Source organism: Caulobacter sp. GW821-FHT09A05, assembly GCF_059418465.1.
In genome coordinates, this window is the sequence record NZ_JBWKPX010000004.1 from 290,904 (window position 1) to 304,747 (window position 13,844).

Below are 13,844 nucleotides of genomic sequence, written 5' to 3' on the forward strand. Positions count from 1 at the left end.
CGAATGGACCGGCTATCAAGTGCTTCACACGGGGAGAGTGAAGATTAGAAGGTGGCGCGCGCCGTCAGGGTGTAGGTGCGGCCATCGTAGTCGACCCAGCGCGAGACCTGCGTATCGTTCTCGTATTCGAACCGCTTGGAGTCCGTCAGATTGTAGGCGTCCAGCGACAGGGTGAGATTGTCGGTCACGTTGTAGGAGGCCGACAGGTCCAGCTGGCCGCGCGCCTTCACCGAACGGGCGCCGCCGGTATAGGTGCCGTTGGCGTTCAGCGGGTAGTCGGAACGGTAGTTGTAGACCGCGCGCACGCCATATTTGGGCGTCTCGTAGTAGCCGATCAGGTTGACGTTGTGCTTGGAGATGCCCGGGAACGGGGCGATCGCGACACTCTTGGAGGTCGTGTAGGCGTAGTTGAAGCTGCCGCCGAAGTTCGCCCAGAAGCCCGGCAGGAAGTCGAGATTCTGCTGGAGGTTGAACTCGACGCCCTCGACCGTGGTCGCCTTGTCGAGGTTGTAGGCGCCGCTGGCGTTGACGTGGACCTGCTTGGTGGCGCTGCTCAGGCTGGTGGCGTTGCAGTAGGTGCCGTCCCAAGACAGGGCGCCGAAGCCCCAGGTCGAGCCGTCCGCCGGGCAGAGGATCGACGGATCGGTGGTCGTGGCGATGCGGCCAGTGATGTTCTTGCGGAAATAGGCCAGCGAGATCAGGCCGTTGGGGCGGTTGTACCACTCCAGCGACAGGTCGAAGGACTCGGCCAGATAGGGCTTGAGCTTGTTGTTGCCGATCGCCACCGAGACGTCATAGACGCTGGTCGTGCCCGAGCTCAGACTATTGTTGAGGATCTGGGTCGGGCTGACCTTGGTGGACGGCGAGTATTGACGCGGGTGCGGACGCACATAGGTCTTGTAGTAGGCGCCACGCAGGACCAGGTCGTCGGTGACATCGGCCACGAAGATCGCCGACGGCAGGAAGTAGTCGTACTTGTTGACATACTCGTCAGTCTTGAACGCGGTGGGCGAGCCGATCGAGTCGGTCGGCGGGGTGGTGCGGTCCAGAGTCGTGATGGTGTTCTTGGTGTCTTCGTAGCGGCCGCCGAAGTTGCCGCGCACGCCGTGGCCGAAGATCTGGGTGTCGTACTTCGCCTGGATGTAGAACTGATTGATATCGTTCTCGTTGGTGAAGTTCTTGTCGTAGTAGCTGCTGTCGGCGTACTGGATGTTGAAGCCTTGGGAGGACAGGCCGCCGCCCGGATAGACCGTCACCGGACGGACCGCGTTCAGGAAGTCGCGGACGTTCAGGACCTGCCAGTTGCGGTTATAGCTGCCGGCCGTCCCGCCCATGAAATCGTCGACGAAGGGCGCCGTGACCATCATGCTGGACGTGATATTTTGCAGCTGGGCGCCGTAGGCGTACACGCGATAGCCCGTCGAGACGTACTTCTCGCGCTCGAGGCGGACACCGCCCTGGATGCTCTTGATCGGGCCGAAATTGACGAAGCGCTCGACGTCGAAGGCGGCGCTGTTCAGGTTGTTCTTGGCGAAGCTCTCGGTGCCCTGGATCCAGATGGCGTTCGTGGAATTGGCGCGCGTGCCGTTGTTGTAGAACGCCGTTGGGTCGCTGCCGCCCCCCCAGGTCCAGGTCTGGCCCGTCGTGATCGAGTTCTGCGGCGTCGGCGTCGTCGTATAGGAGAAGTTGCCGATGTCATCGAGGCCGGTGGTCAGCGAACCGGAGATGCCGTTGCCGCCCGCGCGAGTATAGTTGACGACGTCGACCTCGGTTTCGACCGACGCGTTGTAGCCGGACGACAGCGTCAGGGCGCCGGCGAGGCGCCAGTCGTCGTTGCTCCAGTCGATATTGCCGATCACGCCGTCGGACTTCTGATGCTGCGAATACAGGCGGGTCGAAGAGAGCGCGTTCATGTTGGCGAACGAGTAGCTCTGATAGAGATAGCGACCGTCATTGGTCTGGACCGGCGCGCCCGTCGGAGTGATCACCGTGCCCGCCCCCGCCGTGGATGACGGCGTGACGGTGTTGATCAGGAAGTATTGCGTCGTATCGGGCAGGTTACGGTCGGTCGAGAACCCGATCAGGCCGATCTTGGTGTTGTCGTTGGGCTTCCATTCGACGCCCGCCGAGCCCGACCAGACCTTGCCGACGTTCATACGGGTATATTGGCGGATCTGGCTGTTGGCCCAGACGCCGTTGGTGCTGGTCGAACCCGTGTTGCTGGTGACGTAGGCCGAGGCCGCCGACTGCGACAGGCCCAGGGCCTGGGCCAGCGAGCGGCAGTACGAGGTCGCGCTGGTGGCGCAGGTGGTCGGGGAGAAGTACTGGCCGTAGGTGGTGTTGAACTGGGTCGGGGTCAGCCCCGTCATCGCCGACGTCAGATAGTCGTAGCTGTTCAGCCGGATCGTATCGCGGCGGAATTTTTCCTTCTTGTAGGCGATCGTCCCGAAGACGGCGAGGTTGTCCGTCAGGTGCTTGTTGTAGCCCAGCGTCGCGGCGGGCGCGCCCAGATCGCCCAGGTCGTTGTACTCGTAGGCCGCCTTCATGAAGCCGCCATCCTTGCGCGACAGCGCTGGGGCGATCTGCAGGTCGACGTTACCGCTGAGCCCGCCCGAGGTGGTGTTGGCCATCGGCGACTTGGCGATTACGAAGGCCGAGAAGATGTCGGAGTTGAACGCGCCCAGCGGCGAGCCCTGGTTGTCGCGCAGCAGGGCCGGGCCGGCGAACGACTGGCCGTTCAGCGTCGTGCGGGCGTACTCGCCCGGCATGCCGCGCAGGTTGATGGTGGCGTCGCGGCCTTCGGCCTCGCGGTTGATCTGAACGCCCGGGATTCGCTGCAGCGCCTCACCCACGTTCAGGTCGGGGAAGCGGCCCAGGCCGTCCGACGAAATGCCGTCGGTGATCTCGATGGCGTTCTTCTTGGCCCGGACCGCGTTGGCGTAGCTCTGCTTGAAGCCCGTCACGACGACGGCGTCGAGCACGTCGGCGCTCGGCGCGGCCGTGCTCGACGCGGCGGCTTCCTGGGCCGCGGCGACCGCGGGCAATCCGCCAATGATGGTGGCCGACAGGAGCGCGACCTTCAGGACGCGCCTCGGGCTGATTTTCGCTTGCAACTTTTTCCCTCCTCGTTGCGGCCATTGCCTTGGCGGCTTGTTGGCACGACCTTTTCGCGACATTGATTGAACCCGGATTTATTGACTGGTCAGGACAATATTTCCGGAACGCTCACCCCCGTGTCGCACCCTGCAGTCAACTACAATGACGTTGATATCACTGACCTATTTCATGTAGCTGATTTGGTTTGTATATTATTTTTTGTCAGCGATCTAGAATTTTTTTTTCATATTTTCCTACTGGTCAGGCCAAAATGAACATCTACAACCAACGGTGAACGGCCTTTCAGCCGGGCGTTGAGAGTTGACGGCGAGGTTCGGAGGAGACCACTGGCCCGGGCCACGGTCTCCGCGACATATGCGCCCGCCCCTTCGGGCGCTGGCGTTTGAGGAACAGGCGCGGGCCGGGCGAGGCCCGGGTCAGGGAGAGATGGAATGAAGCGAAGCATGGTGGCGGCGAGCATGGCCGGGCTGGCGATCGGCTTCGCCGCGCAGGCCGAAGACGCGCCTCGCGTGCAGCCGGTGCAGGTGGACGCTTCGCGGCCGGACTGGGAGAACCCGGCGGTGTTCGCGCGGGGCAAGCTGGCGGCCAGCGCCACCCACTTCGCGTTCGAGAGCCGAGAAGCCGCCCTGGCCGGCGACATGACCCGTTCGGCCCGCTACCAGTCGCTGGACGGGGCGTGGTCGTTCAGCTTCTCGCCGTCGTCGGACGAGGTTCCCAAGGGCTTCGAGCAGCCCGGCTATGACGTCTCCAGCTGGAAGACCATCAAGGTCCCGGCGATGTGGCAGACCGAGGGCTATGACCAGGCCCGCTACAACAACATCACCTATCCGTTCCCGGCCAACCGCCCGCTGATCCCCCACGCCACCAATCCGGTCGGCTCCTACCGGCGGACCTTCGAGATCCCGGCCGGCTGGTCGGGCCAGGACGTGATCCTGCACATCGGCGCGGCCGGCTCGGCCTACCAGGTGTGGGTCAACGGCGTGGAGGCCGGATATTCCGAGGACTCCAAGCTGCCCAGCGAGTTCGACGTCACCAAGCTCTTGAAGCCCGGCCAGCCCAACATCGTCGCCATCCAGATCCACCGCTGGTCGGACGGCTCCTACCTGGAAGACCAGGACTTCTGGCGGGTCTCGGGCATCGAGCGGTCGGTCTATCTGAAGGCCGTCCCCAAGGCCTCGGCCACCGACCTGTTCGTCCATGCCGGCCTGGACAAGGCCTACAAGGACGGGGTGCTGTCGACCGACCTGGCCCTGGCCGCCCGCGACAGGCCGGTGACCCTGCGCCTGACCCTGCTGGACGGCGAGCGGACCGTCCTGACCCGCGAGGCTAAGGTCGCGGCCGGGGCCGCGAAGACCCAGACCCTGTCGGCCAGCGTGCCGGGCGTGCGCCCCTGGACCGCCGAGACCCCCAACCTCTACACCCTGCTGGTCGAGGTGCTCGACACAAAGGGCGGGGTGATCCAGGCCACGCCCCAGCGCATCGGCTTTCGCACCGTGGAGATCAAGAACGGCCGGGTGGCGGTCAATGGCAAGCCGATCGTCATCCGCGGCGTCAATCGCCACGAGCATGACCCGGAGACCTTCCATGTGATCTCCGAGGCCTCGATGCGCCGCGACATCGAGCTGATGAAGCGCAACAACATCAACGCCGTGCGCACCTCGCACTATCCCAACGCCGAGCTCTGGTACGCCCTGGCCGACGAGTACGGCCTCTATGTCATGGACGAGGCCGACATCGAGAGCCACGCCTATATGGGCTGGGGCAACGCCGACCCGTCACAACGCGACAAGCGCCAGATCGGCTTCGACCCGGCCTGGGAGCAGGCCCATGTCAGCCGGGTCATGAACATGGTCGAGCGCGACAAGAACCACCCCTCGGTGATCTTCTGGTCGCTGGGCAACGAGGCCGGCATCGGCCCCAACTTCGAGAAGGCCGCCGCCGCCGCCCGCAAGCGCGATCCCTCGCGCCTGATCTCATACCTGGGCTGGGGCGCGCGGCCGTGGGAACACGTGCCCAACACCTATGTCGACATCTATGCGCCCATGTACGACGACGTGACCAAGATGGTGGACTGGGCTACCGATCCCACCCGCACCCAGCCGATGATCCAGTGCGAATACGCCCACATGCAGGGCAATTCCGGCGGCAACTTCAAGGATTACTGGGACACCATCTACCGGTATGACAAGCTGCAGGGCGGCTTCATCTGGGACTGGGTGGACCAGTCGATGTACCGCTACACCAAGGACGGCCGACGCTACTGGGGCGACGGTGGCGAATATGGCCCCAATCCCGGCGGCGACGTCGAGTTCGGCGACGGCCTGATCCAGCCCGACCGCACGCCCAATCCCCAGTTCTATGAAGCCAGCAAGGTGCTTTCCCCGATTCAGTTCGGGGCCTTCGACCCGGCGACCGGCAAGGTCAGCGTCACCAACCGCCACGACTTCCGCGACCTGTCGGGCTTCGACTTCGACTGGGTGCTGGAGGAGAACGGCGTGGCCATCGCCTCGGGCCAACTGCCGGCCTTGACGACCGCCGCGCGTGGGGTGGAGGACGTCGTCCTGCCGCTGCCGAAGCTGCCGGTCAAGCCCGGCGCGGAGTACTTCGTCACCGTGCGCGCCAAGGCCAAGGCCGGCGCCGTGCCCTTGACCCCGGCCGGCCAGGTCGTCGGCTGGGAACAGTTCGCGCTGAGTTCGACGCCCAAGGCCGAACCCGCCCGCGCCGGGTCGGTGGCCGCGTCCGACGGCAAGGACGTCGTGACCCTGTCGGCCGCCGGCGCGGTGCTGAAGATCGATCGCGCCACCGGCCTGGTCGAGGCATACGCCAAGGACGGCGTCGTCCTGACCAAGGGCGGCCAGCCCAACTTCTTCCGCGCCGAGACCGACAACGACGCCGGCACCGGTCTTTCGACCCAGCAACGTCCGTGGCAAGCGATGACGCAGCAGCGCCAGACGCGGTCGGTGACCGTGGACGCGACGGGCGGCCGGGTCGTCGTCGAGCACGCCCTCGGCGCCGGCGCGGCGCGCTTCGTGACCACCTACACCATGGCCGGAGACGGTTCGGTCGCCGTCGCCGGCGAGCTGACCCCGCTGAAGGACGACCTGCCGCCGCCCGTCCGGGTCGGGTTCTGGTATTCGGTTCCGCCAAGCCTGAAGACCGTCGAATGGTATGGTCGCGGCCCGCACGAGACCTATGTCGACCGCTACACCTCCGCCCCGATCGGCCTGTGGCGCGGGGCGATCGCCGACCAGAACCACGACTACATGCGGCCCCAGGACACCGGCAACAAGATCGACGTCCGCTGGATGGAACTGAGCGGCCAGGGGCGCGGCGTACGGGTGGCCGGCGACAAGCCCATGATGATGACGGCCCTGGCCTTCCCCTACGATGACCTCTATCGCCGTCCGCCCGGAACCTGGAAGTCGACCGATATCGTCGCGCACGGGGACGGAACCCTGCTGGTGGACGCCGTCCAATGGGGCGTCGGCGGCGACACCACCTGGAACAGCTTCGGCCTGCCGCACATGAAATACCGCACCCGGCTGGAGCCCACACGCGTAAGCTTCCGCCTGGAGCCCTTCGCCGGCGACGGAACCTCGCCCGACAAGGCCCGTCCCGCCCAGGCGACGCCGCCGGAATAACCCTCCCCCTTCATCGCCTGCTAGGATCCGGCCGCCATCGCCGGAGCCGTCGAGTTCAAGGAGTCCCCAATGAAGCGCTTCGCCCTCGTCCTCGCCGCCCTGATCGCGGGGCCGGCCCTGGCCGGCGAGCCGATCAGCCCGCGTTTCAACGCCGACCCTTCACCGCATGCGTTCAAGGGCGGCTACTATCTCTACGCCACCGACGACGCTTCCAATTCGGGGACCTACTGGGACTCGACCACCTGGCGGCTCTACACCTCCAAGGACTTGAAGACCTGGAAGGACGGCGGCGCGTTCCTGGGCGTGTCGGTGTTCAAGTGGGCCAAGCCCGACGCCAAGGCCTGGGCGCCCGAGGCCGCCTATCGCAACGGCAAGTACTACTTCTATGCGCCGGTCGGCGGCGACAAGATCGGCGTGGCCGTGGCCGACCGCCCCGAGGGGCCGTTCCGCGACGCGATCGGCGCGCCGCTGGTCGACAAGGCGCGGGACGCCAACGCCGGCGCCGAGCCGATCGACCCGCAGGTGCTGATCGACGACGACGGCCAGGCCTACATGGTGTTCGGCACCCGCGTGCCCAAGGTCGTCAAGCTGGGCGCGGACATGGCCAGCCTGGCCGGTCCGATCCAGGACATCGCCATCACCGGCTTTCCGGCCGACGACCCGAAGAAGACGTATGGCGAAGCGCCCTTCCTGCACAAGCGCAAGGGCCTCTACTATTTCAGCTTCTCCACCGGCTGGCCGGGCCAGATCGTCTACGCCACGTCGAAGAGCCCGACGGGTCCCTACGCCTATCGCGGCGTGATCCTCGACTACCTGAAGATCTCGACCAACCATCAGGCCATACTGCAGGACAAGGGCAAGACCTGGTTCTTCTACCACGACGCCCTGTTGCCCGGCGGCGGCAGCCATCGCCGCTCGATCGCCATCGAGCCGCTGAGCTATGCGCCGGACGGCTCCATCGTCGAGGTGCGACCCAAGTCCCCGACGAGATAGCCCAGCCCCGTCGAGGGCGAGGCCAAGGCCGCGTCGAAAGGCGCGCCGCGCACCGCCGCGCGGCCTTCGAGCCGCCGGTGGCGCTCCAGGATGCGTTCCAGCGTGCTGGCCTTGACCGGGCGACCGTCTCGCAGCTTGACCCAGGTGGTCTCGCTGATCCCGAAGGTCTCCTGCAGGCAGACCTTCGTGGTCGCCCGCAAGGCCCGACGCAGGGCGAGGAAGGTCTCGCGGTCGGCGACCGTCATGACTGGGCCGGTACGCATCGCCCTAGCCTCCGGGAATCGACGCCTGGACCAGGTCCAGACGCGCCTTGAGGGGATCGGCCCCGGCCTTTACCCCGTCATTGGCGAAGTCGAGGATCGTATCGCTCCCGGTGTCGAACCTGGGCCAGTCCGGCTGTCCCGACACCGCCGGTTCGCCCTTGGCCGCGAAGGCGATCCAGTAGGCGTGCGCCGCCTTGGCCGCCGCGGCGTCCGCCGGGGTCAGGGCCGCCCCGTAACGCGCATCGACGGTGTCGAACACAAACGGAATTTCGGTGGCGTGCGGCGCGCCCCACCAGTCCTTGCGCTGGCTTTCGGCCACATAGGAGAAGCGGTACTGCCACACCGGCGCCCCCTGCGCCGACAGGGTGCGGGCGATCTTGCGCGACGGCTCGATGAACATCCGGTCGCCCGCCGCCTTCCAGCCGTAGACCTTGATGTCGCCCTTGCCTGTCGGATCATAGGCGGCCTCGGCGGCCGCGCGCTGGTCGCCGAACGGGGCGAACACCTGGTCGCGGGTCCCGCCGAAGAAGAAGCCGTCGGCGCCGGTGGCCCCGACCATTACCGGCATCTTGCTCCAGGCGCCGGCGACGTAGGAAGCCAGCGGCTCGCGGAGCAGGATCTTGCCGTCGATCATCGGCCCGCCGCCCCAGGTGGGCGTGCCCGACGTGGCCATGTTGAGGCCGTCGACCACGGCGTCAGCCGGCAGGGCGCGCAGGGCCGCCAGGGCCTGGGCCCCCTCCCCCGTGACGCCCGCCTTGGCGGCGAAGGCCAGGCCGGCGCTCTCGGCCGAGCGCTCGCCGTTCGCCGCCCGCAGCGGCAGGGTCGGCAGGAGCCTCGGTCGCCCGCCGCCCGACTGGATGATCGCCTTGTGGAACAGCCCCTTGGCCAGCGGCGAGGTCAGCAGGGCGTGCACCGACAGGCCGCCGGCCGATTCCCCGAAGACCGTGACATTGTCCGGGTCGCCGCCGAACGCGGCGATATTGGCCTGGACCCATTTGAGCGCCGCGATCTGGTCGAGCAGCGCATAGTTGCCCAGCAGGCCGCCATCGGCGTTCTCGGCGGTCAGGGCGGGATGGGCGAAGAAGCCGAAGCGCCCGACCCGATAGTTGAAGCTGACCAGCACCACGCCGTCGCGGGCGAAACGGTCGCCGGAATAGACCGCCGGCGACGAGCCGCCGTTGACGAAGCCGCCGCCATAGATCCAGACCATCACCGGCCGCTTGGCCTTGGCGGTCTCAGCTCCGGCCGGCGTCCAGACATTGGCGTAGAGGCAATCCTCGGCCGGCTTGACGCCCAGGGGCGCCGCGTCTCCGGGGAACGGGTTCTGCATGCAGTCGGGGCCATAGGCCTGGGCTGACCGCACGGCCGTCCACGCCGGGGGCGGCTGGGGCGCCCGCCAGCGCAGGTCGCCGACCGGGGGCGCGGCGAACGGCACGCCCTTGAAGGCGTCGACGCCCTCGCCCCCCCGACCGGCCACTGGACCATGGGTCGTCCGAACCACGGGATCAGCCGCCAAGGCCGAGGCGGCGGCGAGATTGACCGCCGCGAAGGCGATTGCGGCGTAGCGACGCGGAACCATCGACGTCTTCTCCTGCTTGGGTTCGAACCTACGGCCTGATCGTCCGAGCCTTGACCTTGGCCGCGCCCTTCAGGGCGAGATCGGCCGACGAGCCCCCCACGGCCACCTGGTAGTCGCCGCTCCGGACGGTCCAGCGGTGGCCGGCCACGTCGAAACCGCCCAGCAGGCGCGGATCGGCGGTCACGGTCACCCGACGCGTCTCGCCCGGCTTCAGGTCGACCTTTTCGAAACCGATCAGCCGCTGCAAGGGCCTGCCGACGGCGGCGGTCAGATAGACCTGAGGCGCATCCTTGCCCGGGCGCTGGCCGGTGTTGGTGACATCGAAGCTGACCGTCAAGGTGTCGCCGCCGGTCACCTTCAGGTTGGCGTAGCCAAAGCGGGTATAGGACAGTCCGTAGCCGAACGGGAACAGCGGCTTCTGGCCGGTGGCGGCGAAGCGGCGGTAGCCGACGTCGGCGCCCTCCGTATACGGCACATCGAACCGGGTCTTTTCCGGCAGGCCCAGCCCCGGCAAGGCCGCGCGCGGATACTGGTCGATCGAGACGGGAAAGGTCACCGGCAGGCGGCCCGAGGCGTCGACCTGGCCGAACAGCACGTCGCCGATCGCCTCGCCGCCCTTAGCGCCGGAGTACCAGGCGGCCAGCACCGCGCCGGCCTGGTCCAGCCACGGCATCGACACCGCGCCGCCGGTCTGCAGCACCACGATGCTGTTGGGATTGGCGGCGGTGACCGCCGCGATCAGGGCGTCCTGGCCTTCGGGCAGCGACAGATCGGGCGCGTCCTCGCCCTCGCCCATCCACTGGTTGCCGAACACGACGACGATGTCGGCGGCCTTGGCGTCGGCCACGGCCGAGGCCAGGTAGCGGCCGTCGTTGAACGTGACCTTGGCGTCCGGGACCTCGGCGCGGATGGCGGCCAAGGGCGCGGAAGGGTGGAAGACCTGATTGCGGAACGCCGCCATCATCCCCTCGCCGCCCATCGGGATCGCGACCTTGGCCCCGCCCGGCGCAACGACCTGGGACGAGCCACCGCCCGACAGCACGCCGGCGTCGGCGTGACCGCCGATCACGGCGATGGTCCTGGCGGTCTTGGCCAGGGGCAGCAGGCCGTCCCGGTTCTTCAGCAGCACGATGCCTTCCTGGGCGACCTTGAGGGCGACCTCGGCGTTGGCCTTGTAGTCGATCTCGCTCTTGCCGGCCGGCACGTCGAACAGGCCGGCGGCGAACATCGAGCGCAGGATACGGCGGCTCATGTCCGAAAGGCGGGCGGCGGGAACCTTGCCCGTCTCGACGGCCGTCTTCAGCGGAGCGCCGAACCAGACCTGGTCATCCAGTTGCTCGCCCGACTGCTGGTCCAGGCCCTTGAGCGCATAGTCCATGGCGTGGACGGCGCCCCAGTCCGACATCACCCAGCCCTTGTACGCCCAGTCGCCCTTCAGCACGCCGTTGAGGAGATGGTCGTTACCGCAGCTGTAGTCGCCGTTGACGAGGTTGTAGGCGCACATCACCGAGCCCGGCTGGCCCTTCTCGATGGCGATCTGAAAGGCCAGCAGGTCGGACTCGCGGTGGGCGGCCTCGTCGATCACCGAGTTGGCCCAGTGACGGTTGGTCTCCTGACCATTCAGGGCGAAGTGCTTGATCGTCGAGACCACATGCTGGGCCTGTATGCCCTTGATCGATTCCCCGGCCAGGATCCCGGCCAGCAGCGGATCCTCGCCGAGATATTCGAAGTTGCGGCCATTGCGGGGATCGCGCGCCAGGTTCACGCCGCCGGCCAGCTGGACGTTGAAGCCCTTGGCCCGCGCCTCTCCTCCGACCATGGCCCCGCCGTCATAGGCCAGCTTGGGATTGAAGGTCGCGGCCAGGGCCAGGCCCGACGGCAGGGCCGTCGCGCCGTCGCCCGGGCGCATGCCCAGCGGGTTGGTCACGCCCAGGCTGGCGTCGCTTTCCTGCAGCGCCGGGATTCCCAGACGCTCGACTCCGGCGATATAGCCGGCCGAGCCGATCGCGCCCTTGGGGATCTCCGGGATCTTGAAGGGCATGGCCATCGGCCCGTGGAGCAGGCCGATCCGCTCATCGAGGGTCAGCTCCTTGTCCAGCAGCCGGGCGCGCTCGTCCGGCGACAGCTTGGTGTCCATCCAGGGCTTGCCGGGGGGAGCCTGGGCGATCGAGGCCGTGGCGAAGGCGATGACGGCCAGGCTGGCGGCGGCGGTAAGCATAGGGCGCATGCGGTCGTCCTTTAGTAGGTCAGGCCGAAGTGGATTGGGTAGAGCGGCTTGGCGGAGTCATGGGGAGCGTCCTCGGCCTGGGCCTCGACGGCGGCCATCGACGAGGGCAGCTCGAACGGCAGGCGGCCGCGCGGCGCGACCGCGCCGGTCAGGGCGTCGAGCAGGGCGTCGTCGCTGGCCCCGAAGTCGCCGATCAGGGCCGTCGCCTTGTCCTTGACGTTGGTCAGGATCGCGGGGCGGTCGAGATAGACGCTGACGATGGTCGGAACCTTGGCCGAGGCGGCCTTGATCGCCTCGTAGTCGGCCGCGCCGTCCTTGAACGACAGGTCGCCTTCGTGCTGGCGGCTGCCGAAGGTGTAGGTCGGGTGCAGGGTCTGGAAGGGCGTGGCCGTGCGGATGATCGCCAGGTCGGCCTGCGCCAGGTCAGCCACCGGCGTCAGGCCGTGAGCCCTGGCGGCCTCGGGCGACACGCCCATCAGCCAGACCTTGCGGCCGGCGGGCCTCAGGGGCAGCAGGCCGTCGCGGTTCTCCAGCAGGGTCAGGGCCCGGCTCTGGGCGGCGCGGCCTTCGGCGACGAAGGCCGGCGCGCCGACGGTCGCCTCGGCGGCCTTGGGATCGACATAGGGGTTCTCGAACAGGCCCTGCTGGAACTTGACGGTCAGGATGCGGCGCACCGATTGGTCGATCCGGGCCTGGGTGATCTTGCCGGCCTGGACAGCCTGGACCAGTTCGGCCGTGTCCTCGACCCCGCCGAACTGGTCCAGGCCGGCGTTGACGCCCTTGGCGTAGCGATCGACCTTGCTCAACCCTTCGACGCCCCAGGCGGTGGAGAAGCCCTCGAAATTGGGCGCCTGGCCGGCCGGAAAGCCGTTCCGGCAGGTCTCGCCGCAGTCGTTGGTGATCGCCCAGTCCGAGATGACCAAGCCCTTGAAGCCGTGCTGGCCGCGCAGCAGGTCGGTGAGCAATTGCCGGCTGAAACCCGCCCCCACCGGCTCCAGCGGCTTGCCGTCCACCGTGACGCCCTGGAGGATCGCATAGGTCGGCATGACCCCGACGACGCCGGCCGCGAAGGCGTCGTCGAACGGCTTGACGTGCTGCGCGAACTGGCCGGCCGGGAACACGGCGTAGCGGCCGTAGCTGTTGTGGCCGTCGAACCCCTTGGCCGAGGCGCCATAGCCGACCCAATGCTTGACCACGGCCGAGACGCCGTCGGTCGCCAGGCCCTCGTCGCTGCCCTGGAACCCCTGGACATAGGCCTTGACCATGGTCCCGACCAAGGCGGGATCCTCGCCGAACGTGCCGTTGATCCGCGACCAGCGCGGCTCGGTGGCGAGGTCCGCCATCGGCGACAGCGCCTGATGTATGCCCACCGCGCGGTATTCCTGGCGGGCGACCTCGCCGAAGCGCTTGGTCAGGGCCGGATCGCCGATGGCCGCCAGTCCCGTCGCCTCGGGCCATTGCGAAAAGCCGCCGGCCGTCACGCTGGCTCCGGCGGTGAACTGGAAGTGGTTGCGGGGATCGGTGCTGATCGTCACCGGTATGCCCAGCCGCGTGTTCTCGGCCAGGGCCTGGAGGGCGTTGTTCTGTTCGGCCAGCATCGCCGGCGCGCCCGACAACCGGGTGATGAAGGTCTCGACATGGCGCGACTGGATCAGCGGCGCGGCCTTGTCGAGGTCATAACCCGCGCCGATCCCGGCCACGCCCAGCGGTCCCCTGGCCGGCACGGTGCCGTGCATCATCGCGCCGGCCTTTTCGTCCAGCGTCATGCGGGCCGTCAGGTCCGCGGCGCGCCGCTCGGGATCCAGCCGCCAGTCCTCGTAAGGCGACAGCTTTCCGTCGCGGTCGAGGTCGCGGAACTTCAGTCCGTCCACCACGATCGTCGCGCCGCCGCGCGAGCCCAGCACGGGCTGAACGGGCGCGGCCGTGGCGAGGGCCGGCAAGGCGGCGGGCGACAGGGCGGCGGCGGTCAGGAGCAGGCGACGAAACAGCGACATGCGGGAACTCGGAAAAGAGAAAGACCCCCG

The 13,844-nt window shown here is 67.7% G+C and carries 7 protein-coding genes; 2 read left to right on the plus strand and 5 right to left on the minus strand.

Features of this window, described 5'->3' with window-relative positions:
- Nucleotides 1–44: 44 nt before the first annotated feature.
- Nucleotides 45–3,113, minus strand: a complete 3,069-nt coding sequence (locus tag AC07NX_RS05955) for a TonB-dependent receptor (RefSeq protein WP_494639982.1) — start codon at nt 3,111–3,113, stop codon at nt 45–47.
- A gap of 435 nt (nt 3,114–3,548) precedes the next feature.
- Between AC07NX_RS05955 and AC07NX_RS05960 the strand changes: the two genes are divergently transcribed.
- Together AC07NX_RS05960 and AC07NX_RS05965 are read left to right on the plus strand one after the other, a co-directional pair.
- Nucleotides 3,549–6,758: a glycoside hydrolase family 2 TIM barrel-domain containing protein gene (locus AC07NX_RS05960; RefSeq protein WP_494639984.1), complete on the plus strand. Its 3,210-nt coding sequence runs from the start codon at nt 3,549–3,551 to the stop codon at nt 6,756–6,758.
- Nucleotides 6,759–6,827: 69 nt separating this feature from the next.
- Nucleotides 6,828–7,751, plus strand: coding sequence for a family 43 glycosylhydrolase (locus AC07NX_RS05965; RefSeq protein ID WP_494639986.1), 924 nt, complete (start codon nt 6,828–6,830; stop codon nt 7,749–7,751).
- Here AC07NX_RS05965 and AC07NX_RS05970 read toward each other — a convergent pair.
- The 4 genes from AC07NX_RS05970 to AC07NX_RS05985 are packed head-to-tail and all read right to left on the minus strand — an operon-like array spanning nt 7,697 to nt 13,814.
- Complete coding sequence (locus AC07NX_RS05970) at nt 7,697–8,014, minus strand: hypothetical protein (protein WP_494639988.1); 318 nt, start codon at nt 8,012–8,014, stop codon at nt 7,697–7,699. The two genes, AC07NX_RS05965 and AC07NX_RS05970, sit on opposite strands and share 55 nt — an antisense overlap.
- Nucleotides 8,015–8,018: 4 nt before the next feature.
- Nucleotides 8,019–9,593 (minus strand): carboxylesterase/lipase family protein, encoded by a 1,575-nt coding sequence (locus AC07NX_RS05975; protein ID WP_494639990.1) that lies wholly within the window; start codon nt 9,591–9,593, stop codon nt 8,019–8,021.
- 28 nt (nt 9,594–9,621) lie between these two features.
- Nucleotides 9,622–11,820, minus strand: a complete 2,199-nt coding sequence (locus AC07NX_RS05980; protein WP_494639992.1) for a beta-glucosidase — start codon at nt 11,818–11,820, stop codon at nt 9,622–9,624.
- A gap of 11 nt (nt 11,821–11,831) precedes the next feature.
- Nucleotides 11,832–13,814, minus strand: coding sequence for a glycoside hydrolase family 3 protein (locus tag AC07NX_RS05985; protein ID WP_494639995.1), 1,983 nt, complete (start codon nt 13,812–13,814; stop codon nt 11,832–11,834).
- Nucleotides 13,815–13,844: the final 30 nt, after the last annotated feature.

Excerpts from the sequence above, each read along its gene's own strand:
- AC07NX_RS05965 (WP_494639986.1), top strand. The coding sequence starts at position 6,828 with ATGAAGCGCTTCGCCCTCGTCCTCGCCGCCCTGATCGCGGGGCCGGCC.
- AC07NX_RS05960 (WP_494639984.1), top strand. The coding sequence starts at position 3,549 with ATGAAGCGAAGCATGGTGGCGGCGAGCATGGCCGGGCTGGCGATCGGC.
- AC07NX_RS05975 (WP_494639990.1), bottom strand. The coding sequence starts at position 9,593 with ATGGTTCCGCGTCGCTACGCCGCAATCGCCTTCGCGGCGGTCAATCTC.
- AC07NX_RS05980 (WP_494639992.1), bottom strand. The coding sequence starts at position 11,820 with ATGCGCCCTATGCTTACCGCCGCCGCCAGCCTGGCCGTCATCGCCTTC.
- AC07NX_RS05985 (WP_494639995.1), bottom strand. The coding sequence starts at position 13,814 with ATGTCGCTGTTTCGTCGCCTGCTCCTGACCGCCGCCGCCCTGTCGCCC.
- AC07NX_RS05970 (WP_494639988.1), bottom strand. The coding sequence starts at position 8,014 with ATGCGTACCGGCCCAGTCATGACGGTCGCCGACCGCGAGACCTTCCTC.